General features: G+C 59.2%; 14 protein-coding genes and 10 pseudogenes. 10 read left to right on the top strand and 14 right to left on the bottom strand.

Annotated features, from left to right (window positions below):
* Positions 1-122: 122 nt before the first annotated feature.
* The 6 genes and pseudogenes from HV773_RS30450 to HV773_RS30425 form a co-directional block, all read right to left on the bottom strand.
* Positions 123-1499, bottom strand: a complete 1377-nt coding sequence (locus HV773_RS30450) for an L-serine ammonia-lyase (protein WP_175197744.1) — start codon at positions 1497-1499, stop codon at positions 123-125.
* A 7-nt stretch (positions 1500-1506) separates the two neighbouring features.
* Positions 1507-2766, bottom strand: a complete 1260-nt coding sequence (gene glyA / locus HV773_RS30445) for a serine hydroxymethyltransferase (protein ID WP_175197743.1) — start codon at positions 2764-2766, stop codon at positions 1507-1509.
* A 66-nt stretch (positions 2767-2832) separates the two neighbouring features.
* Entirely contained in the window at positions 2833-4044 is a 1212-nt protein-coding gene (locus tag HV773_RS30440; protein WP_175197742.1) for a M24 family metallopeptidase, read from the bottom strand.
* A gap of 242 nt (positions 4045-4286) precedes the next feature.
* On the bottom strand, positions 4287-5252 hold the full coding sequence (locus HV773_RS30435; protein ID WP_175197741.1) for a GlxA family transcriptional regulator: 966 nt from the start codon (positions 5250-5252) through the stop codon (positions 4287-4289).
* Between the two features lie 82 nt (positions 5253-5334).
* A pseudogene (locus tag HV773_RS30430) lies at positions 5335-5433 on the bottom strand (DDE-type integrase/transposase/recombinase); the annotation flags it as partial.
* 263 nt (positions 5434-5696) lie between these two features.
* A protein-coding gene (locus HV773_RS30425; RefSeq protein WP_175197740.1) for an IS5 family transposase occupies positions 5697-6508 on the bottom strand; the annotation gives its coding sequence in 2 pieces (ribosomal slippage) (positions 5697-6160 and positions 6160-6508; 813 coding nt in all).
* Positions 6509-6582: 74 nt separating this feature from the next.
* On the opposite strand from HV773_RS30425, the pseudogene HV773_RS30420 reads away from it, so the two are divergent.
* A pseudogene (locus HV773_RS30420) lies at positions 6583-6779 on the top strand (zinc-dependent alcohol dehydrogenase); the annotation flags it as partial.
* Between the two features lie 57 nt (positions 6780-6836).
* Here HV773_RS30420 and HV773_RS30415 read toward each other — a convergent pair.
* On the bottom strand, positions 6837-7364 hold the full coding sequence (locus HV773_RS30415) for a flavodoxin family protein (protein WP_175197739.1): 528 nt from the start codon (positions 7362-7364) through the stop codon (positions 6837-6839).
* 628 nt (positions 7365-7992) lie between these two features.
* Positions 7993-8685, bottom strand: a complete 693-nt coding sequence (locus HV773_RS30410; RefSeq protein WP_175197738.1) for a CBS domain-containing protein — start codon at positions 8683-8685, stop codon at positions 7993-7995.
* Positions 8686-8868: 183 nt separating this feature from the next.
* Here HV773_RS30410 and HV773_RS30405 point away from each other — a divergent pair.
* Both HV773_RS30405 and HV773_RS30400 read left to right on the top strand, forming a co-directional pair.
* Positions 8869-9282 (top strand): annotated as a pseudogene (locus HV773_RS30405) (DDE-type integrase/transposase/recombinase); the annotation flags it as partial.
* Positions 9283-9331: 49 nt separating this feature from the next.
* Positions 9332-9921: pseudogene (locus HV773_RS30400) on the top strand (IS6 family transposase); the annotation flags it as partial.
* 53 nt (positions 9922-9974) lie between these two features.
* Here HV773_RS30400 and HV773_RS30395 read toward each other — a convergent pair.
* Together HV773_RS30395 and HV773_RS30390 are read right to left on the bottom strand one after the other, a co-directional pair.
* Positions 9975-10139, bottom strand: a pseudogene (locus HV773_RS30395) (IS6 family transposase); the annotation flags it as partial.
* A 304-nt stretch (positions 10140-10443) separates the two neighbouring features.
* A pseudogene (locus HV773_RS30390) lies at positions 10444-11313 on the bottom strand (IS3 family transposase); the annotation flags it as partial.
* Positions 11314-11400: 87 nt separating this feature from the next.
* On the opposite strand from HV773_RS30390, the gene HV773_RS30385 reads away from it, so the two are divergent.
* Entirely contained in the window at positions 11401-12501 is a 1101-nt protein-coding gene (locus HV773_RS30385; RefSeq protein WP_175197737.1) for an IS110 family RNA-guided transposase, read from the top strand.
* Positions 12502-12906: 405 nt separating this feature from the next.
* Here the strand turns inward: HV773_RS30385 and HV773_RS30380 are convergent, their stop codons facing one another.
* Both HV773_RS30380 and HV773_RS30375 read right to left on the bottom strand, forming a co-directional pair.
* Positions 12907-14703, bottom strand: coding sequence for a SulP family inorganic anion transporter (locus HV773_RS30380; RefSeq protein WP_175197736.1), 1797 nt, complete (start codon positions 14701-14703; stop codon positions 12907-12909).
* A gap of 134 nt (positions 14704-14837) precedes the next feature.
* Positions 14838-15068 (bottom strand): annotated as a pseudogene (locus HV773_RS30375) (DUF2252 family protein); the annotation flags it as partial.
* Between HV773_RS30375 and HV773_RS37575 the strand changes: the two are divergent.
* From HV773_RS37575 to HV773_RS30350, 5 genes and pseudogenes are all read left to right on the top strand, one after another.
* Positions 15048-15206, top strand: a pseudogene (locus tag HV773_RS37575) (IS5/IS1182 family transposase); the annotation flags it as partial. The pseudogenes HV773_RS30375 and HV773_RS37575 overlap by 21 nt on opposite strands.
* Positions 15154-15649, top strand: a pseudogene (locus HV773_RS30365) (sensor histidine kinase); the annotation flags it as partial. The pseudogenes HV773_RS37575 and HV773_RS30365, both read left to right, overlap by 53 nt.
* A gap of 120 nt (positions 15650-15769) precedes the next feature.
* Entirely contained in the window at positions 15770-16060 is a 291-nt protein-coding gene (locus HV773_RS30360; RefSeq protein WP_175197734.1) for a hypothetical protein, read from the top strand.
* Between the two features lie 171 nt (positions 16061-16231).
* A complete protein-coding gene (locus HV773_RS30355; RefSeq protein ID WP_175197733.1) occupies positions 16232-17167 on the top strand; it encodes a DnaJ C-terminal domain-containing protein in 936 nt (311 codons plus the stop codon).
* Positions 17168-17172: 5 nt separating this feature from the next.
* Complete coding sequence (locus tag HV773_RS30350) at positions 17173-17478, top strand: chaperone modulator CbpM (protein ID WP_175197732.1); 306 nt, start codon at positions 17173-17175, stop codon at positions 17476-17478.
* Positions 17479-17528: 50 nt separating this feature from the next.
* Here HV773_RS30350 and HV773_RS30345 read toward each other — a convergent pair whose 3' ends face one another.
* Complete coding sequence (locus HV773_RS30345) at positions 17529-17876, bottom strand: hypothetical protein (RefSeq protein WP_175197731.1); 348 nt, start codon at positions 17874-17876, stop codon at positions 17529-17531.
* Between the two features lie 547 nt (positions 17877-18423).
* Between HV773_RS30345 and HV773_RS30340 the strand changes: the two genes are divergently transcribed.
* Positions 18424-18969 carry a hemerythrin domain-containing protein gene (locus HV773_RS30340; RefSeq protein WP_175197747.1) on the top strand — a complete coding sequence of 182 codons (546 nt, stop codon included), beginning with the start codon at positions 18424-18426 and terminating at the stop codon, positions 18967-18969.
* A gap of 909 nt (positions 18970-19878) precedes the next feature.
* Here HV773_RS30340 and HV773_RS37080 read toward each other — a convergent pair.
* Positions 19879-20112 (bottom strand): annotated as a pseudogene (locus HV773_RS37080) (IS110 family transposase); the annotation flags it as partial.
* Positions 20113-20231: the final 119 nt, after the last annotated feature.

Below are 20231 nucleotides of genomic sequence, written 5' to 3'. Positions count from 1 at the left end.
GATCACGACGTCGTACTCCTTCTTCGGCTCGGGGCTCCTCCACTGCCGCTCCCAGTTCTCGTGATACGACAACCCGTTGCGGAACAGACTGAATATCGAATAGTGGCTCATGTCTTTCTCCCTCAGCACTCGATCACGTTGACCGCAAGGCCCCCGCGCGAAGTTTCCTTGTATTTCGTTTTCATGTCGGCGCCGGTCTCGCGCATCGTCTTGATGACCTTGTCGAGCGAGACGTAATGCTTGCCATTGCCCCTGAGCGCCATGCGCGAAGCATTGACCGCTTTGACTGCGCCCATGGCGTTGCGCTCGATGCAGGGAATCTGCACGAGGCCGCCCACCGGGTCGCAGGTCATGCCCAGGTTGTGCTCCATGCCGATCTCGGCGGCGTTCTCCACCTGCTCTGGGGTCCCGCCCAGTACGGCCGCAAGCGCGCCCGCCGCCATCGAACAGGCCACGCCCACCTCGCCCTGGCAGCCCACTTCCGCGCCGGAAATAGACGCGTTCTCCTTGTAGAGCAGGCCGATCGCGGCGGCGGTCAGCAGGAACGTCACCGCGCCGTCATCGTTCGATCCCGGCACGAACTTGGTGTAGTACTGGAGGACTGCCGGAATGATGCCCGCCGCGCCGTTGGTCGGCGCGGTGACGATTCGCCCACCCGCCGCGTTTTCCTCGTTCACGGCCATCGCGTACAGATTGATCCAGTCGATCATCGACAGGGGATCGCGCAGGCACTCTTCCGACTGCGCCTTCAACTGCTGGAAGACCGCGGAAGCACGCCGTCTCACTTTCAACGGACCGGGCAGCGTCCCTTCTGTCGCGCAGCCGCGTGCAATCGATGCCGCCATCACGTCGCGAATCGTCAGGAGGCCCGCGCGCACAGCTTCGGGCGTGCGCCACGTGGCCTCGTTCGCCAGCATCACCTCGGCAATCGACAGACCGCTCTCGCCGCAAAGCCGCAGGAGATCCACGCCGCTCCTGAACGGCCAGGGCACCTCGTCAGCACCCGGCAAACCGTTCAGGCGATCTCCCGCATCGTTGACCACGAATCCGCCACCCACCGAGTAATAGACCTGCGCATCCAGCACGGCGCCCTTCGCATCGAGCGCCGTAAAGCGCAAGCCGTTCGGGTGCAAGGGCAAAGTCTCGCGCCGCAGAAATGCGAGCTGCGTCCGCTCGTCAAATGCGATTCGGCGCAGGCCCGCCAGTTCGAGTTCCTTCGCCGCGCGGATAGCCGCGAGCCGCTGCTCCGCATAGTCGGGATCGATCACATCGGGCAGATTCCCCTCAAGACCAAGCAACACGGCCTTGTCGGTGCCGTGGCCCTTTCCGGTTGCACCCAGCGAGCCATACAACTCGACCCGGATCGAGCCTGCACGCTCCAGCAGCGCACGCTCGCGCAGACGCTGCGCGAACCTGCACCCCGCTATCATGGGCCCCACGGTATGCGAACTGGAGGGACCAATCCCGATCTTGAACAGATCGAACGTGCTCACGTTCATGGCGTCCTCACAGATCGCGGTAAACCGGGTGGCGGGCGCACAGTTGCGCAACTTCATCGCGCACGCGGGCTTCCACCCGTGCGTCGCCCAGATGGTCGAGCACGTCGCAGATCAGCCTTGCAGTCAAGGCTGCGTCGTCCTCATCAAAACCACGTGTGGTGATCGCGGGCGTGCCGATGCGAATGCCGCTGGTGACAAACGGCGACTGGGGATCATTGGGCACGGCGTTCTTGTTCACCGTGATATGCGCGCGGCCGAGTGCGGCGTCCGCGTCTTTCCCGGTGATGCCTTTTACCACGAGACTCACGAGGAACAGGTGGTCGTCGGTGCCGCCAGAAATGACTTCATAGCCGCGCGCCTTGAATACCTTCACCATGGCGCGCGCGTTGGCAAGCGTGCTTTGCTGGTATGCCCTGAATTCCGGGCTTTGCGCCTCCCTGAAGGCGACCGCCTTGGCGGCAATCACATGCATCAACGGCCCACCCTGCGTGCCCGGGAACACCATCGCATTGAGCTTCTTTTCGATTTCCTCGTTCGCCCGGGCCAGAATCATGCCGCCACGCGGGCCGCGCAACGTCTTGTGCGTCGTGGTGGTCACAACGTCGGCAAACGGCACCGGGTTCGGATAAAGTCCTGCTGCGACGAGCCCCGCAACATGTGCCATGTCGACGAACAGTAAAGCACCCACCTTGTCGGCAATGCTCCGGAAGCGGGCGAAGTCCAGTACGCGAGAATAGGCAGAGAAACCCGCGACGACCATGCGCGGACGATGCTCGAGCGCGAGACGTTCGACCTCGTCATAGTCAATGAGACCGGTCTTCGCGTCGACGCCGTATTGCACTGCGTTGAAGATCTTTCCGGAGAACGAAACCTTCGCGCCATGCGTGAGATGCCCGCCATGCGCAAGGCTCATGCCAAGAATGGAATCGCCTGGTGAGAGCAAAGCGAGGTACACGGCCGCGTTGGCCTGCGATCCACTATGCGGCTGCACGTTCGCGAAGTCCGCTCCGAACAGTGCTTTGGCGCGCGCAATCGCCAGTTGCTCGACGACATCAACGTGCTCGCAGCCGCCGTAGTAGCGCTTGCCGGGATAGCCCTCCGCATATTTGTTGGTCAGTACCGAGCCCTGCGCCTCGAGCACCCGTGGGCTCGCAAAGTTCTCGGAAGCGATCAGTTCGATATGCGCTTCCTGACGCGCGCGCTCGAGGCGCATTGCCTCGGCGAGATCCGGATCGAATCCGGCAATCGTTTGTTCCCTGGAAAACACAGTTGCGTCTCCTGCCACAGCAAAAAAAGTACCCGCGGCACACGCCGCGGGGCAGCGATACCCGGATCAGGCCTTGATGATGTTGTGCTCTGGACCGTACGGGAACGCGGTGATATTGGTGGCGCCTTGTTCGCCGACCACGAGGATGTCGTGCTCGCGATAGCCGCCGGCGCCCGGCAGACCCACCGGGAGCATGATCATCGGCTCCATCGAAACAACCATGTTCGGCTCCAGCACGGTGTCGATGTCTTCACGCAATTCGAGCCCCGCCTCGCGGCCGTAGTAGTGCGACAGCACGCCAAACGAGTGGCCATAGCCGAATGTCCGGTTCTGTAGCAGTCCGTATTCCGCATAGATCTTGTTGAGCTCGAGCGCGATATCGCCGCAGCGCACGCCCGGCTTGATCAGCTTCAGGCCGGCTTCGTGCACTTCAACATTGATCTTCCAGAGGCGCAGGTGCTCATCGGGGCAATGGTCGAAGAACATCGTGCGTTCCAGCGCCGTGTAGTAGCCCGCTATCATCGAGAAGCAGTTCAGGCTGAGAATGTCGCCCTTTTGCACTTTTCGCGTCGTGACCGGATTGTGCGCGCCATCCGTATTGATGCCCGACTGGAACCACGTCCATGTGTCCATCAGCTCCGAGTCAGGAAAGCGACGCGCGATTTCGCGCACCATTGCCTGCGTGGAGGCGAGCGCGACCTCATGCTCGGGCACGCCTTCGTGCACGGCTGCCGCGAGCGCGGCGCCACCGATATCGCATACGTTCGCGCCGTGCTTGATGAGCACGATTTCCTCATCGGACTTGATCATCCGTATGCGCATCGTCTGGGCGCCGATATCGACGAACTCGACCGAAGGCAGCGCCGCTTTCAGCTTCGACAACACCTCGACTGGCAGGTGATCGAACTCGATGCCCACCCGGCCCCGGTTGTCGATCTCGCCCTGCACGGCGCGGAAGAAGTTATCGCGCTGCCAGTCCGTGTAGACCACGTTGTAGTCGCCGACCGTGCGGCGCCACGGCTGGCCACCATCGATGTTGGCCGAAATGGAGACGACCTTCGACGGCGTGACGACGAGGCCGTACTTTCTGCCAAACGAGCAGTAGAGAAAGTCCGAGTAATAGTTGATGTTGTGGTAGGACGTGAAAAGTACCGCGTCGATGTTCTCGCTCGCCATCAGTTCCCGCAGCTTGCGCTGGCGCGTGGCGTACTCCTCATCGGAAAAGGTGTGTTTCACCTTCTCGCCATTCTCGATTCGAATCAGGCTCTCCATCTTCATGTGCTCGCTCCTGGGTAAAAAAGCGTGGTGGGTGTGAGCAGATGGTAGAAGTTCGGCTATTTGGAGAATTTCCAAAATGGCCAATGTAATTCCCAAATTGGCCAAATCGGGTTAACCATGAAGCCCGTCACAGTTTGTCCTTACGTTCGCGCCTGCGCCCAAGCGAATCACGCGCTGCGGGTAACTCGACTCATGCGGGAGAGGTGCCGGACGGGTGAGATCCGACCACCCGGCCAAAAGGGCTACAGCGCGCTCTGGTAGCGACGCCGGTCGGCGATTGGCGAGATCTGGAACTGAGCCTTGTAGCGCGTGGAGAAGTGGGTCGTGGACGTGAAACCGGTGCGCACGCACACCTCCTCGAGCGAGTTTCCCGTGCGATACAGAAGCTGCCGGGCCCGCAGAAGGCGAATCTCAAGGTACGCCTCGGCCGGTGTCTTGCCGAGGCGTTCGAGAAACCAGCGCTGGAGTTGCCTTTGCGAAACCCGCAAATGGGATGCGATCTCCGGCACGGCAAGCGGCTCTTCGACGTTGCTTTCCATGAGTTGCAATGCCTCGTCCAGCTTGGCATGCTCCGCGCCGATATATTGGCGCAACGAAGTCGGCTGACGATATTCGCGGCTGCGCGGTTCCGCAACCAGCAATTCGAGAACACGTGCCGCCAGTGCCTGGCTGCCCGGCGGATTCGCCAGCAGATGCACCATCAAATCAAGCGGCGCCACCCCACCGCTACAGGTATAGCGATCCCGGTCGATTTCGAAGAGCCGCGCGGAAACAGTCAGTTTGGGGAACTGCTCCGTCAACACATCCCGGTCTTCCCAATGAATCGTGCAGCGATATCCGTTCAGCAATCCCGCACGCGCCAGAAAGTAGCTCCCTGTGTCGAGGCCGCCCAGTGCGGCGCCCTTCCCCGCCTGCCGGCGCAGCCAGTCGATAACTCCGCCAATTCCCTTTCGCGGAATGGGATTCGGTCCGACGATGAACACCACGTCGAAAGGCTCGCGATCCGACATCGAGACGTCGGGAACCACCCGAATACCGTCACTGGATGGAACAAAGCCGTTGTCCGGACCAATCAGCGTGTAGTCGTACACGCGCCGCCCGACGACCATATTGGCTATCCGGAGCGGGTCGATGGCCGAACTCAGCGCGATTAGAGAAAAATTCTCAAGCAGCAGGAAGCCGTACCGCATGACCCGCAGATCATGCATACCGTCAAGTGCCTTTGACCGTGGCGAGTGCCTGAACAGGGGCGTTGTCATCGGGAAATGCGTTTGACCGTGATAGATGGCCGATAAAGTGGACCGTGTTGCCGGCCTTGTCGACTGCGCGATACAAATACTTGCACTGGCCGCTCACCTTGAAATAGCTCTCATCCGTTCTCCAGCTCTCTGGTATTCATGCAAGCTGAAGAGGCGCATTCTACCGCAGCGCCTTACTGCGGCACTGCCGGCTTGGCGGCCAGACCGGCTCCGACAATCGCAATCCGGGTTTTGTGCATTGGAATGTTCCAGTTTTAAACGGGACGGTTTTATGGGCCAGGGTCACTCTGATAAAAAAGAAAATTCATAGAGGGCCGAAAGGGAAAGCCTCTACAGTCGTAGCACGGTCTAACCGGAAAACTGCAGGAAAATCAAAGGGATGCCTAAGAGGTGTTAACAGAATGACTTTTGCAGGTGTCGCCAGCATATGATGCAGCAGGCGATTCTGAGGAAAGCTTCGTGGATGGAAGCGAGTTGTTCGAAGCGGATGCGCAGTCGGCGGAAGTTGTGAAGCCACGAGATGGTTCGCTCCACAACCCAGCGTGTTTTGCCTAGCCCACTACCATGAGGCTGACCACGTCGAGCGATTTCGGTTGCAATGCCGGCGGCATGCAGTGGACGTCGATATTTATCGTGGTCGTAGCCTCTGTCGCCCTGAACGACCCGAGGCTTCGATAGTGGTCTGCCACGCTTGCCGCCGATTGGCGGAATGGCGTCGACCAGCGCTTGAAGTTGAGTGACGTCGTTGCGGTTGGCGCCGGTCAGAATCACCGCGAGCGGCATGCCCTGCGCTTCGGTGATGAGATGGTGCTTTGAACCGGGTCGCGCGCGGTCTGTGGGATTCGGTCCTGTTTTTGACCTGAGCCCACAGCGCGGATTGAAGAGGAATCGACGATGACGCGAGACCAGTCGATTTGGTCGGCTGCGCGCAATCGCGCAAGCAGCACCTCGTGCAACTGCTCCCAGACGCCTGCGGCTTGCCAGTCACGGAGGCGACGCCAGCAACTCATGCCGCTGCCGCAACCCATCTCGCGAGGCAGTAGGTCCCAACGCAGGCCTGTTTGTAAGACGAAGAGAATGCCGGTGAGCACCGCACGATTGTCGAGCGGTTTGCGCCCCGGATAACGGGTTCGCCGTAGTTTGGGAGGGGGCAGCAACGGTTCGATGAGTGCCCACAGTTCGTCGTCGAGTATCGGCTTGGCCATTTCCTTTTCGTCGTCGAAACAATGAAAAGGTTAACAGCATTCATCGAGGGTTAACAGCCCCTTCGTTCATTTTGTTAAGGGTTCTAAATGGGATTACCGTGCGCGGGGCGATTGCAGGCACGCGCCGCAAACTGCAGGAATCGGTCGACTTCGCCACACAAGGCACGTGCGCGCGCATATTCACCGCGACCGATTCAATAGCATTAGCACCATTGTCGGCGCGCTGCGTGAGGGCAAGGTCGACGGGCGGATCGTACTGTCGGTCGGTTGACGAGCACTTGCAGTTCGGACCAGACCGTGTCGGCGTCGAGGACGTCGACACGGCCAGTCACAGCATCCTCTCCGTCTGCTGAAACGTGGAGAGACGGTGGCGGATCCTCTTGCCGAACTCCTGCCGCTTCGTCCCGTCAATGCGCCGACGCAAGTCGTAAGCCGTGATCTCGCAGCATGCGAGCGGCGATTTGCCGCCCGTCCTTGCCATCTGCTCCAGCGCGGGTTGGCCACCGTGTCCGCCTAGCGTACAGAAAAGCGCGAGGCGACGGACCTGTCCACCGTTCTCCTTCAACCAGGCGAGGGCGGGCGCCGAAGCGTGGCTGGCCCAGACCGGTGAACCCACCACTACGACGTCGTAAGCCGACACGTCGTGCGTAGCCGGCATCACCTTGACCTGGCGTTGACCCAACGCCTCGATGAGCGATCTCACGTAGCCGCGCACACCCGCGCGCGCCGGATGCTTACCCTGCTGGCGAATCGGTTCGATGTCCGCGCCTATCTCTGATGCCAGCAACTCAGCGATGCGCCGGGTCATGCCCGTACGCGAGAAGTAGACGACAAGAACGTTGGGCTGCGCGGACATGTCGGATTCTCCGGTGGCAGGCGTCCGGTCAGACGCCCAATCGTCGCAGCGTACGGGTCCGTCGATACGCATCGCTGATCCACGTCAATCGCCTGCGTGATTTTCAGGTCCCGCCCTACCGCGACCTTACGACACATCGATTAGGGGTGACGTTGATTTCCGTACAATTTCCCAGTTAGATGCACCCAATCCAGGCGTGGGGTTGCCTTGGGTTCCCGAATAGAAAATGTGCAAAATCAGTTGGTTTCCGTCTATCCACCCGCACCAAAACGCATTAGATATATTTATAAGCATTGCAAACAGTCACGTGACGATACAGACGGCTATTCAGCTTGGCCCGACATCGCCGAACCGCAGTTCGTAGTGCGCCATATGGCTGATCTTCGCGTTGATTCCAGCATTGCCGGCATGCGTGGGCGGAGTGCGATAGCCCCGAGGCCACTACGAAGAACGAAGCGATCAGCACACAGGCGAAGGATGATGTCGCGCAAATGAATTATGGAAATTCACATACTCTGTAATCTGAAAGGAATTTAGCGTGCGTAAAGTTCGAACATGAATTCGGCAAATGATTAGGTTAACTGGGTGTGGGCCTGCCATCCAGTTCGTGATTGTCCGGCCCGGTCCGTTAAATTCCCACCGTAGCCGGCGTGGCGCAGGTATGATCCTCAACCGCTTTCACGCCGGGGATGCCTTCCGCCGCGACACGCAATGCCTGAAGCTGGGCGGGGGACCACACGTAGTAACCGAACAGGTGGACGATGCCGTTCTGGACAATGATGTTACGGCCAGACAGGGCCCAGTTACGGCCAGCGATCTCACCCATCAGCATGGCCCGAATCTCGCGATCACTCACGGCCTGTTGCATGTTGGGCTCAAGAGGCGCAATTGCCAGCGCCTGGACAAGATTGGCGCGGCTCACAATCCCGACGACCCGATCCCCGCGCATCACCGGCACGCGTCTGACGTGATGGATTTCAAGAAGATCTGCGACTTCATCAAGCGGCGTGGCCTCGCCGACGGTGACCACACCCCCGGTCATGACGTCCTTCACGAGACGGGCGTGCGCCTTGACATAGGCTGCGGCATCACGGCGCGCTGAGAACATTTCGAGCCACGACGAACGGCGGAACTCTTCGGTGCCGAGTTCAACCCGATGCAGCAAATCACCGTCGCTGATCATGCCGAGCAAAAGCCCCTGAGGGTCGAGAACCGGCGCCCCACTAATTTCGTGTTCGACGAGAAGCGCTGCCGCTTCCCGCACAGTCATGTCAGGCTTGACCGACACGACGTCCCGAGTCATAACATCGACAGCTTGCATGGCCATCTCCTTGCACCTTGAATTCTTTGCACACCAATACCTGTTGGCGTGGAACCAGCCTAAGGTGGACCCGCACGGGCACATTGACCTGCATCAATTGGCTTCAAGATGGACCGCCACGTGCAGGAATCTTTTCAACGTTAGCCAGGGCAGGCATTCATTCTCGCATGTGCTTACGGGGCCCTGGTGCAAAAGCGGCGCGACAAGGCTGCCGCCAAACACTTCTTCATGCGCTTGCTGCGTTCGGCGTCCGTGCCACGCAGGATCGTCACTGACCAGTTACGCAGCTATCCGGCAGCGAAGGCGGACATTCCGGAACTGGCCAGCGTGAAGCACGTGTTCGTGAAAGCAGCGGCACGGGTCAACAACCGGGCAGAGAACAGTCACCAACCCACGCGCCAGCGTGAACGTGCCATGTCCGGGTTTCGTGATTCGAAGCGCACACAGGCATTTCTCTCATCGTTCGGTCCGATCCGGCAGCACTTCGCGTTGCCCGGACATCGGATGAACACGGCATGTCATCGCGCCATACTCAAGGAACGCCTCGCCACCTGGCATGGTTGGACTATTGATGCCGCAGCCAATGTCGTCCGTTAAAAAGGATAACTGTTTTTTCTGCCCACATAGCCCGCTCACGTCAACTCGACAGAGCCGCCGCTGGTGCGACAAATTCGGCGCGGGCTTCGCCCACATCGCGTCAAGCCGGCTCGCCGCAAAGCTGGCAGCACATGGCATCTTGACGAAGTTTTCGTTAGGTTGCGCGGTGAGCCTTACCTGCTCTGGCGGGCAGTCGATCAGCACGGTGCCGAACTCGACATCCTGCTGGAGAAACGTCGCGATGAGGCCGCAGCAAAGCGCTTTGTCAAACGAGTGCTGGACGCATGTCCCGACGCACCGCGAAGGATCGTCAACGATCAATTGCGCAGTTATCCGGCCACTAAGGCTGAATTCCCCGAGCTGGCAAACGTCAAACACGTGTTCGTCAAAGCCAGTGCATGTGTGAACAACCGTGCCGAAAATAGCCATCAACCTACGCGTGAACGCGAGCGCCGGATGCGTGGCTTTCGCGATCCCGATCGCACACAAGCATTTCTGTCAAGCTTCGGACCGATTCGCCAGCACTTCGCGCTCAAACGACATTTACTGGGTGCGTCACTCTATCGCAAACAGCTCACCGCACGCTTTGCCGCGTGGCATCGTTTCACTGAGCTTATCCAAGATCCGTTTGTATTCTGAGCGTGCGGTGCGCTCTATCACCTACTCCGACATCAGCACGACAACGTGACAGTGCCCCAGCGGCGGATCGTCTCATAACCGACGATGACACCGCGTTCGAACAGCAGTTCTTCAATATCACTCAAGCTGAGTTGGAACCGGAAATACCACCGAACCGCGTGACTGATGACCGTCGCCGGGAACCGGTGGCCATGATAAAGCGATTTTGTCTTCGTCATCGCGCAATCTTACGTGACTACCTCGCCAACGTGACAGAGCCCATCTACAGCTTGGCCGCGCCCCTCGTTGTCATAAGGATACCTTCGCATGTGCGGCAAAGCGATCTGGATTCGTTGTGTGGCGTTGAACGATAGTCCAGAAACAAGTGGGCGCGAAGACTGAAGACCCTGTGCAGATCCGCATCATCTCCCGGAACCAAGGCACTACGCTCCTCCTTATCAATCGCGCGGGGCGCCGCTATCAGAGGTGGCCTCGCTCGTTCGGACAGCTTTCTGAGATTTTTAAGTGGAACGTCCGGGGCGATCATGCTGCCGATTTGATCGCAGGCAGCGTCGTGAAGTATGCCTCATCGGGCGTTTGATCCGCCAGGCTCGAATGAGGACGTTTGCGGTTGTACAACTCAATGTATTGGCCAATGGAGCGCCGGGCATGGCTGACCGACTCGTAGGCTCTCAAATAAATCTCTTCGTACTTGATGCTGCGCCACACGCGCTCGACGAACACGTTGTCGCGCCAGGCGCCTTTGCCATCCATCGACAGCCGAATGCCTCGGCCCAGCACCGCCTCGGTGAAGGCTGCCGCCGTGAACTGGCTGCCCTGATCGGTGTTCACGATGTCGGGGTGCCCATAGCGGGCGAACGCTTCTTCCAGCGCTTCAACGGCATGCACGGCCTCCAGCGTGATCGCCACGCGGTGCGCGAGGACCTTGCGGCTGGCCCAGTCCACCACCGCCGTCAGATACACGAAGCCGCGCGCCATGGGAATGTAGGTCGTGTCGAGTGCCCAGGCCTGGTTGGCCCGCTCGATCTTCATGCCGCGCAGCAGATACGGCCAGACCTTGTGCTGCGCGTTGCGTCGACTCGTGTTCGGCCTGCAGTACAACGCCTCCACGCCCATGCGCTTCATGAGCGTGCGCACGCGGCGGCGGCCGACCGCGTGGTCTTCCCGGCGCAGCAGGCGCGCCAGCATCCGTGCACCGGCAAACGGGAACTCCAGATGCAGTTCGTCGATCCGGCGCATCAGCCGTTGATCGGCTTCGCTCACAGGCCTCGCCCGGTAATACGCGCTCGATCTCGCGATACCAACAAGCCGGACTTGTTGCGAAACAGGCAACGCATGGCCACGGTCAATCATCGCTTTGCGCTCAGCAATCCCGCCTTGGTGAGCGCGCCGCTTAAGACATGATGGCCTTCAGGGAAACGCAGCGGAGGCGTTCACATCCGATAATCGGACGACCTTCACTGAACGGCGGAGACAGTCATGGATAAGGTCAAGGTTTATGTCGGGCTCGACGTGCATAAGGACTCGATTGCAATCGCATTCGCGAAGGCGCATTCACGGGACGATCCCCAGTTCGTCGGAACGACCCGTTACAGCGTCATTTCGCTAACCAAAGCGCTTTCGAAGCTTGGGTCGCCATCGGACATCAGCATTTGTCATGAGGCAGGCCCCTGCGGCTATGGGTTAGTCCGGGCACTGCGCGAGCAGGGCTATCACTGTGAAGTGGTTGCTCCATCGCGAGTCGCCCGCCGGCCGGCTGACAGAATCAAGACGGACCGTCGCGACGCGCTGCTGTTAGCGAGACTGCATAGGGCTGGAGAACTTGTGCCTGTCGCCGTTCCTGAGCCGCAAGATGAAGCCATCCGCGACCTGGTTCGCGCTCGCGAGGATGCGGTAAGCGACCAGCGCAGAGTGCGCCAGAGGCTAAAATCCTTCCTGCTTCGCCATGGTCATGCCTATACGGGCACGCGCTGGGGACCGAAGCATGAGCTCTTTCTCTCCACGATCAAGTTCGAGGATTCCGCCCAGCATATCGTCTTCACTGAGTATCGGATGGCGGTGCGGTTTGCTACTGAACTCGCCGTACGCCTCACACAGTCGCTGCGCGATCACGCTGAAACCTGGCGCTGGTTGCCAACGGTCAAAGGCTTGATGACCCTTCGCAGCATTGACTTCATCTCTGCGCTGACCATTGTCGCCGAACTTGGCGACTTGCGTCGCTTCCCGCATCCACGCGAATTCATGGGCTATCTGGGACTTGTGCCGTCGGAACATTCCAGCGGGAACTCAAAGCAACGCGGCAGTCTGACCAAGACGGGCAACACGCACGTGCGCAGGATACTGGTCGAGGCGGCATGGAATTATCGGTTGCCTGCGAGAATCGGTGAATCGCTCCAGCCTCGGCTGGAAGGACAACCTCGATATATCATCGACATCGCTTGGAAAGCGCAGGTTCGGCTCTGCCACAGATTTCGCCGGCTTCGCGCACGAGGACTGCATCAGAACAAGACCTGTGCCGCAATCGCGCGCGAACTATGTGGATTCATCTGGGACATAGGGACGCGACTGCAGCCGGCCTGAGCACACCGATAACTCTTGTTCGCCGATTTTTATTCAGGATTGTTTATCGAAAGGACCTTTAACCTCCACCTGATCGGTAACGCGGCATCGGGCACGATGAGGGGAATCCTCGAGATTTTTTTGCGAGCACGCGACTGCGTGATCTCCGTGGTTAAGAGCGAGGTAGCCCCGTGACGGAAAGATGAAATGCGGTAATCAGCCCGCGGATATGAGCTTGATCCATCGTCGATAAATCGCCCGTCTGCCGCGTTACCCATCAGGTCGGATACGTTGATATTCCGGATCGCGGCAGCGAGAGCGGCGCTCGTCCTGCTTGCAAAAACAGGCCATATGAACATTCTTCTGGTGCAGTGCAATGTCGTCCGGTTTCCTTCTCACCGCATGGTACCGTTACGTCGGAGTGCTTCAGTCTTGAAGCGTCGCCCCAGCGCCCGGCTGCGTTCTCGACGCCGTCTCAGCGGCATCGATGCTCGTCGTATCCATTTCGTGCAGGTAAGTCTCGATCGCGTCGTCCACCGAGACCCGTCGGCTAATGTCGCCAACGAGTTCGCCCAGCCCTTCGGCGCGCAGTATATCGCGCGCGCTGCCATGAGCAGCCACGATTCGCAACCGTCTTCCTGCGTCGACGAGGTCCGTGTGCAACGTCACCAGCATCCTCGCGCCCGCGATGTCCACCGCAGGAGAGTTTGAAAGATCCAGTATCACCAGCTTCAAGGGGCAAGTCGCCGACAGGATGCTCTCCGTGATCGCCGCGCGCACGTGGTCGGCGTTGAAGTAAAGCAGTGACGCCTCAATGCGGAACATCAGCACACCGGGAACTTGCACGTTGTCGGCATGGCGCTCGATATCCGAATAGCGGTGCATGCCGGGAATACGTCCAAGAACCGCCACATGCGGATGCGCGGCACGCCTGATTAGCAGAAGCATTGACGCGAGCACGGCGAAGATCACCCCTTTGAGAATTCCCAGCAACAGGACTGCTACGAATGCGACCATCGACACCATGAACTCATAGCGACTGACTCGCCAGAGATGACGCAACTCGCGGATGTCAATGAGGCCCTTCACGGCCACCAGCACGATGGCTGCCAGTACGACGTTGGGCAGGTTGGTCAGCAGGCCAGTGAGGAACATCAGACACAGTCCGATAGCGATCGAAGCGAATACCAGCGCGAGCGGGGTCTTTGCGCCAGCCTTGTCGTTGACCGACGACTGGGACAAGCCACCCGCGACGGGATACCCCTGGAAGAGACCCGCGGCCAGGTTTGCCGCGCCGAGTCCCAGCAGTTCCTGACGAGGATCGATTTCGTAGCCGTTTTTCCGGGCAATTGCGCGCGCAGCCGACACGCTTTCCACGTAGGACAACAGCAGACAGGCAAACGCCAATGGGACGATGCCGTCTACATCCCGAACGCGGAGCGAGGGCAGGTGAAAAATTGGCAGGCCGCGGGGCAATGCTCCGACGACCTTAAATCCCATCGCACCCAACGGCGTCAGCGACAGCAGAGCGATGGACAGCGCTACCACGAATAATGCGACCGGGCGCCCTGGCAAATATTTTTCGCCAAGAACCAATAGGGCTAGCGCGCCGATCCCAAAGGCGAGCACAACAAGCTGGGTGTCTGGAAGCTGCCCAAGCAGAATCGAGATGCGTTCGAAGAACTTCTCCCCGCCTCCTTTAACCCCGAAAAGTTTCGGCAACTGGGTGAGCGCGATGGTCAGTGCAGCACCCGCCTTGAAGCCAAGCAGTATGGTTTCGCTGATGAAGTTAACGAGCGAGCTTAGTCGCAGTATCCAGCCGAGCAGGCACATGGCCGCGATAAGGATCGCTGTCAATGCGGCAATGGAAGCGAACCGCTCAGGATCACCGCCTGCCATGTCCACGACTGTCATCCCCACCAGCATCGAAATCGCCGAAGTAGGCCCAATGGCTAGTTGTCGGGAGGTGCCAAACAGGGCGTAAAAGAGACCGCCGACCAGGTAGCAGTAAATGCCGAATTGGGCCGGTAACCCGGCGAGCGTTGCGTACGCAAGCGATACAGGTATTCCATACGCAGCGAGCGTAACCCCCGCGACAATATCGGAAGAAAGCCATTGCAGCCTGTAATCCGGCAGCCATTGCGCTGGCACGAGTATCGCGCGCCAGCCTCTGGCAGGGGCAGTCGCGTCAGTACTCACGACGGGAACATGCTCTTTATCCATCGCGTTCTCCTCTCCGGTAGCTCAACCGGAATGGAACCGTATCAATCGTTTCGGCCGTTGTTTCGGGCCACCGTTGCTCCAGGGGGCGTCCCTCTCCCCTTGACTCTGCGTCTCCGCCTGCATGAGCGGCCGCCTCAGCAGGCGCTCAGTCCATCTAGTCTTCTCTCGTGGCCTGAATCCTGAATCTTACCTTCCCGGATAGCCTGAATAAATGCACGGTAGTCGAGCCGGTTTTGCGACCGGTATTCCATCGCGAATTCGCCGATCGCGTCGTCGAAGGTTTGACCCGAACCCATATAACCGGCCATCATCGCCGCATCGCCCGAACGGGCATGAGCGCGTGCGAGAGCCGGCGCACCGATGCGATGCTTTGCTACATCGGACACCTGCTCACGGATAACCGGCATGGTCTGATGGTAAACGCGCAGGTGACGCAGGCCAGCGGTACGGCCGAACGTGACGCTGCGGCTGATCGATCAGCTCGTTGTGTCCGTGAGGCGAATTGCTGCGGATCTGCGTCCCGCCATGCTTGACGACCTCGGGTTGGTCCCCGCAGCTGAATGGTTCAGCGGCCAGTTCTCGGCGCGATATGGGGTGCGCGTCATCCGCCAGGTCGACGCAGATGACATCGACTTTCAACCCGAAACTGCGACTGTGGTGTTCCGCGTCGTGCAGGAAGCGATGTCCAACATCGCCCGCCATTCGGGTGCGCCCGAGGTGATGCTCGAAATTGCGCGGGACGGACCGAACTGTATCGTGAGCGTCGCAGACAATGGCCGAGGCTGCGCGAGCGACAAGCGTCCTGCGCGCAATTCGTTTGCGCCTGCTGGGCACGCGTGAGCGTGCCGCGGCGCTCGGTGGCGAACTGTGGATACAGACAGCACCTGGGCAGGGATTTACGCTATCCGTTTCGTTGCCGGTTACTGGGGGCTCGTCTACGGGATGAACGGCGCGCCGGTGGAACATCAATGAATCAGAGCCGCCGCTTGACCATGAAGGCGATCGAAGCCGGTTCGATGGCTGTTTGACTGGCCGTTGGTCGCGATCTCGTGCAGGAAGGCGGACCATGAGCGGTTACGAACACGTTGACCCTGGCATTCCGCTTGAACCCGATGGACAGGCGAAGTCCGCCGATGGCTTCCACAAGCCTTGTGTGCCGGCCAATCGCTCGGCTATTTCTCCATCGGAAATGAAGCGGCGCTGGCGCGCCGCGCTGACTGACGCAATGAACCGTTTGCTGGCACCCGGCTGGCAACGCCAGAAATCGGCGGCCAGAGCGCCCATGCCAGCAACGCGCGGTGGCGCACTCTCACTCCCGCTGACGATGGCTGGCATCGAACGACCCGACACGAAATGAGCCGTTGAAAGTCCCCGTCCCGTGGCTTCTTCGCGCAGTGGTAGTCCATGGGTGGAATGACAGGAGTGCGCGTCAACCCCGCGCCATATTCATGTAGAGTTGACTCACGGCAAAAGAGCGGTGTTGCCCGGGCACATTGCTATTTCCACTCGCTATTGGCGTGTTCTCGAAATGAAATACAAAGACTATTACGCGATCCTGGGTGTGGAGCGCACGGCGGCTCAGGACGACATCAAGCGCGCGTATCGTAAGCTCGCCCGCAAATACCATCCAGACGTCAGCAAACATACCGATGCGGAGGATCGTTTCAAGGAATTGGGCGAAGCCTATGAGGTGCTCAAGGATCCGGAAAAGCGCGCCGCCTACGATCGCATGGGCACTCACTGGCGCAACGGAGAGGACTTCCAGCCCCCACCGAACTGGGACGAAGGTTTCGAATTCAGCGGCACGGGCGAGCACGCCGGCGCGCATGCTGACCTCAACGATTTTTTCGAGGCGATGTTTGGCGGTGCACGGGCGGAGCATGTGTGGCCCTCGCATGCGATGGGACAGGACCATCACGCCAGGGTGTTCATCGATATCGAAGATGCCTATCGAGGGGCACAGCGCTCGATCTCGCTGCAATTGCCGGCCCTTGATGCACAGGGCCATGTATCGCTGCAATCACATACGTTGAACGTTTCCATTCCGAAGGGCGTGCGGGCCGGGCAGCACCTGCGGCTCGCAGGCCAGGGAGGGGGCGGCGTTGGAGGCGGGCCAGCAGGGGACCTCTACCTGGAGATTGCGTTTCGCGCGCATCCGCACTTTCGCGTCGATGGATCTGACGTCTTGCTCGACTTGCCGGTGGCTCCCTGGGAAGCGGCGCTTGGCGGGCACGTAACAGTGCCGACGCCCGATGGAAGGGTCGAAATGACTGTACCAATGGGTTCGGCGGGCGGCAGGCGATTGCGGCTCAAGGGCAAGGGAATTCCTGGGAACCCGCCCGGGGACCTGTATGTGATCTTGAACATCGTATTGCCGCCGGCCGACAGCGAGGCGGCTAAAGCGGCCTACAACACGATGCGGCAAGCGTTCAACTTTGACCCGCGTGCGCGGTTTTATGGGTAGCTACTATGAAAAACTCTGCGGTGATCTATATGGCAGGCCAGATCGTCGATGATGACGTCGAGCTCACGCTCGTCGACATGAGCCGGATAAGTGGCGCGTCGGCCGAGGAAATAACCCTTTGGGTTGCTGAGGGCGCCTTCGAGCCGAAAGGCGCCGGGCCGCAAGAATGGCGATTTAGCGGCGCTTCGCTGTGCCGCGCACTCACCGCTTTTCGGCTGGCTCGTGACCTTCAGATCAATGCACCGGGCATTGCGCTCGCGCTCGATCTGCTCGACGAAATCGAGGCGCTGAAGACAAAATCTAAACGTTAGTCTGGCAACTGTTAACGCGCGAGCAGAACCGACCCCATTTTCTACCTGTACTACGAGACGTACTGCAGCGCAAGATCAAACGCAATCACAGCCATCGAACAACTCAGACCGGCCAGAAGATTCGAAACGCGGTGCCGGAAATCGTGATGTCGGCCGATGGACGCGCCAGTCAGGAAAATGACCCCGACAACGGCCTGAATTCCAACGAACACGAGCATGAGCAGGAACTCATAACCCATGGACCTGAAATTTGAGAATTGCATTCCGTAGTCATAGATCCACCTGCCCACTCGATGAATCTCATAGAGCAACAGGAGGATCGGAAAGACGTAGCTGACGGCGTAAGTCGGCACCGTTGCATGCCGCAATTCGATATTGAAATGATGAGTGGCTTGCATGGTCATTCCTCCACACGTCTCGCGGTCGCGAATCACGTCACGGCTGCTTTTGGGAACGTGGCACATTCGCAATTCGCCGACTCCAATACGAGTCGGCCATTAATACACCATGTTCCTGTTTGCGCGACGACGCATTGATTTGGATCAAAGTCAGATCCCGATCGAGATCCGATACAGCTAACCGGAGATTGCACGGGCAGCGTTACAGTTCGACGGGGTGGCCCTGAGCATAGCGGTCGCTTGAACGTCCGATAGACGCAGTTGCCGAGTGACAGCTCATGACGGGAAAGGACTCAATGATCGGTGGCCGAGTTCGATCCGAGCGAAGTCACATCGATGGATTCGTCGAAACAGCCAGCCGAGCCAACCGCTGAAATTGACAAAAATCAAATCCCCACGTCGTGCGACGCGCATATTGAATAAAACTTGTGGCCGTCCTTGAGGTGCCGTCCCAGCGTACCCCATCGCCCCACCCTTTACCTGGCCGACCACCCTTGTCACGGAGCCTGACGTGGAACATGCCACCCGACGTAGTGCGATACAAGTGATGCTGAGCGAACACAGAGGCCTTACGCGCATTGTCGACGGCATGCGCCGCGCGGTCGATGAAACGGCATGCAGTGCCGGCTCGACCAGCGCAATGCTCATGCGCGCGATGCTCTATTACATACAGGAATTTCCCGACCAGATTCACCATCCGAAGGAAGAGCAATATCTGTTTAGACGACTCCGCGAGCGTACCGACGAGTGCGACAGCGTCATCGAGGAACTAGAGCGTCAGCACGAAGAAGGTGGACAGCGTATTCACGCACTCGAACGTGCGCTCACACGCTATGAACTGGTAGGGGCCGACATGCTGCCTGCCTTGCGTGAGGAAGTCATGAATTATGCAGACTTCTACGCCCGACACCGGCATCTTGAAGAGTCCGTGATCCTGCCCGCCGCGCAGCGCTATCTGACTGCCGCCGACTGGGTGGAAATCGATGAGGCGTTCGGCGCAAATCGCGATCCGTTCGAGCGTCTCGAAAACGAGTGCAATCTTCGTGATCTTTATGCGCTGATCGTTCAAACGATGCCCGACGCGCAGTCCTGAGCATAATTTTCTCTGTTTTCGGATATCTTGTCGTTAGTACTTCAGAGTTTGACTTCTCTGCGGCGGCAGAGCACAAGTTTGGGCGGCAATCGCTGGAGACCATTCGACGCCCCCTCCGGGAATATGGGTTTGGCTGCTGGTTTCAACGATCACTGCGGATCTGGCGCATTGCAGGTACTTTTCCCCTCGGCGGGAACACGCACCATGAACCGTCATCGTGACGGAAGAATACGATCGTGACAAACCCCACGGATGTTTGCCCCGCAAAGCGGACGAATCGGGAGCGTGACACCTGAGTGCGACCGATCTGCACTAGGTGTGCAGGTTTTCGTTGAGTCGGCGCGAGCCACTTGTCGACGAGGGAGCGCAGAGAGTAAGCGGCGGTGCCCATATCACATTCCTCACGATCCGTTTTTCGATGACTCTGCTGCAATAGCATGGCGTCAATTCCAGTATGGTTCGTGCATCGAGCATCCGGTATCAGCGCGAACTGGAAATCATGTAGTCGACTGCCCGCTGCCGTAGGCGAAAGACTACGTAGCCTGATCCGGTCGATCGGCTGAACAGGCGAGCGCCCCATAAGGCAGGCACGTTGTGCGCCCCCCGCCCCTGCACATTGTTCGTAGGCTCTGTCATGCATGGACGCCCCCGGTTTGCCAAGCTTTCATGTTGCGATGATTCAAAGGTCTTGATTGCAGCCATGCATCCGGACTTCAGTGCCGAGCGCAGGCCGGCTGTCCCTGATGGAATATGCTGACGAGGTCCCGATCAAGTCGGCGAGCTTGGAGCTCCTTGACAGAGTCGGGTTTGGCCCGTCACGGTCTGACCTATCTTGCCATCACGTCATGATTGCCCTGGCAATCGGTGGAAGTGTCCTTCTGTTTGCTACAAACCTGATGCTGTCTGGAACTACATAGCTGGTAACGCAGATTCATGGTCACGCCGATATGTTCGGTCATTTGTCAGCAGAGCCCATACGATTCGCGCGTTCTTGTTAGCCAGCGCGACGGCGGCCACATTGGAATTACGACGCTGCAATAGACGGGGTATCCATCCTTCCTTGTCGCTCCTGCGTCGGGCAGCCTGGATAACGGCGCGCCCCCCGTGGATCAACAAGGTTAGAAAATACGTGTCACCCCTTTGATATGACTTATATGAACGCCTCCCTTTTGCGAGGCTTTTGTGTGCTCCGACATCACCTAGGGAAGGTCTGCAAAAGTCCTGGCGTCGACGTACGGGTGGACTATCCTGGGAGATAGGAA

It is taken from the genome of Paraburkholderia caffeinitolerans (assembly GCF_902859945.1).
Taxonomy (GTDB): Bacteria; Pseudomonadota; Gammaproteobacteria; order Burkholderiales; family Burkholderiaceae; genus Paraburkholderia; species Paraburkholderia caffeinitolerans.
The sequence above is the reverse complement of the archived record's forward strand: the minus strand, read 5'-3'. Positions and strand labels throughout refer to the sequence as shown.

What these genes read in the sequence shown, in the direction of transcription:
- HV773_RS30450 (WP_175197744.1), bottom strand. Translation starts at nt 1,499, where the DNA reads ATGAACGTGAGCACGTTCGATCTGTTCAAGATCGGGATTGGTCCCTCC.
- HV773_RS30440 (WP_175197742.1), bottom strand. Translation starts at nt 4,044, where the DNA reads ATGAAGATGGAGAGCCTGATTCGAATCGAGAATGGCGAGAAGGTGAAA.
- HV773_RS30435 (WP_175197741.1), bottom strand. Translation starts at nt 5,252, where the DNA reads ATGCATGATCTGCGGGTCATGCGGTACGGCTTCCTGCTGCTTGAGAAT.
- HV773_RS30415 (WP_175197739.1), bottom strand. Translation starts at nt 7,364, where the DNA reads ATGTCCGCGCAGCCCAACGTTCTTGTCGTCTACTTCTCGCGTACGGGC.
- HV773_RS30410 (WP_175197738.1), bottom strand. Translation starts at nt 8,685, where the DNA reads ATGCAAGCTGTCGATGTTATGACTCGGGACGTCGTGTCGGTCAAGCCT.
- HV773_RS30385 (WP_175197737.1), top strand. Translation starts at nt 11,401, where the DNA reads ATGGATAAGGTCAAGGTTTATGTCGGGCTCGACGTGCATAAGGACTCG.
- HV773_RS30380 (WP_175197736.1), bottom strand. Translation starts at nt 14,703, where the DNA reads ATGGATAAAGAGCATGTTCCCGTCGTGAGTACTGACGCGACTGCCCCT.
- HV773_RS30360 (WP_175197734.1), top strand. Translation starts at nt 15,770, where the DNA reads ATGAGCGGTTACGAACACGTTGACCCTGGCATTCCGCTTGAACCCGAT.
- HV773_RS30355 (WP_175197733.1), top strand. Translation starts at nt 16,232, where the DNA reads ATGAAATACAAAGACTATTACGCGATCCTGGGTGTGGAGCGCACGGCG.
- HV773_RS30350 (WP_175197732.1), top strand. Translation starts at nt 17,173, where the DNA reads ATGAAAAACTCTGCGGTGATCTATATGGCAGGCCAGATCGTCGATGAT.
- HV773_RS30345 (WP_175197731.1), bottom strand. Translation starts at nt 17,876, where the DNA reads ATGCAAGCCACTCATCATTTCAATATCGAATTGCGGCATGCAACGGTG.
- HV773_RS30340 (WP_175197747.1), top strand. Translation starts at nt 18,424, where the DNA reads ATGCTGAGCGAACACAGAGGCCTTACGCGCATTGTCGACGGCATGCGC.